Source organism: Moorena sp. SIO3I8 (assembly GCF_010692325.1).
Classification (GTDB): domain Bacteria; phylum Cyanobacteriota; class Cyanobacteriia; order Cyanobacteriales; family Coleofasciculaceae; genus Moorena.
In genome coordinates, this window is record NZ_JAAHHW010000473.1 from 1 (window position 1) to 1,093 (window position 1,093).

Genomic DNA, 1,093 nt, shown 5'->3' on the forward strand with positions numbered 1-1,093 from the left:
GTTATCAGGAACGAAGTAACTCCATAGGTACTCTCAAGAAGGTCGATTCTTGAGTAGGTAGTTAGCCCCATGGCCTATGTGAGAAAGATTGAGTCAGAAGCTAAAGCCTAAGATAACACTTAGGATACGCTGACGGACTCACGTTGTAAGAGAAGATAAAGCTGTAAGTAGTAATGAATAAGTCTAAAACTCGGGGGTTCGCCCCACAGTCGGAATGGAATAGGATTGACTGGCGAAAGCTAGAATTAATCGTATTCAAGTTACAAAAACGGATATATCGAGCCTCACAACGTGGTGATGTCCGCGTGGTAAGAAAGTTGCAAAAGACTCTGATGAAATCCTGGGCGGCAAAGATGATAGCGGTCAGAAAGGTAACCCAACAAAATAAGGGCAAAAAGACTGCCGGAATAGACGGGAAAGTGCGATTCGTTGGCTATAAACCTTACCCCACAAGGGTTTTTTGGGGGATTAGCCGCATGGGAAACAAACCATGACAACTTGGTAACCATGGTGGTGAAAAACCACCCCTCGCGAAATCCGAGTGACAGCCTTACCCCTATTTTCAGGAATTAACAAACCTGAGCATAAAGCGGGGTCGAACAGTGAAGCGCTGCTAGCCTAAAGTGGCGTTAGTAACAGGTAGTTGAACTCATGGGTACGCAAGGAAGATACACTTGAACCATCGTCACTATAGAGTAGCGCAATCAGGCTGACGCGCTGCAAGGGACAAAAGTCCATGGAACACATAGGATTATAAGGTTTTTCCCCCATATAATGATTTCCCTAGCTCCCGGTGGATAGTATCACCCTAAAAGTTCAAAGAATGGTTATCAGGAACGAAGTAATTCCCATATGTACTCTCAGTAAGGTCGATTACTGAGTAGGTAGTTAACCGCAAGTCATGTGGGAGAAAGATTGAGTCAGAAGCTAACGCCCAGGGTAATACCTGGGATATGCAGACGGACTTACGTTGTAGGAAAAGGTATGGTTGTAAGTAGTAATGAATAAGTCTAAAACTGGGGGGTTCGCCCCACAGTCGGAATGGAGGACAACTAACTGGCGGAAGCTAGAAAGAACGGTCTTTAAGTTACAA

General features: G+C 44.9%; 1 pseudogene. It reads left to right on the forward strand.

Annotated elements, in window-relative coordinates:
• Nucleotides 1-173 precede the first annotated feature (173 nt).
• Nucleotides 174-416, forward strand: a pseudogene (locus F6K51_RS37980) (reverse transcriptase N-terminal domain-containing protein); the annotation flags it as partial.
• Between the last annotated feature and the right edge of the window lie 677 nt (nt 417-1,093).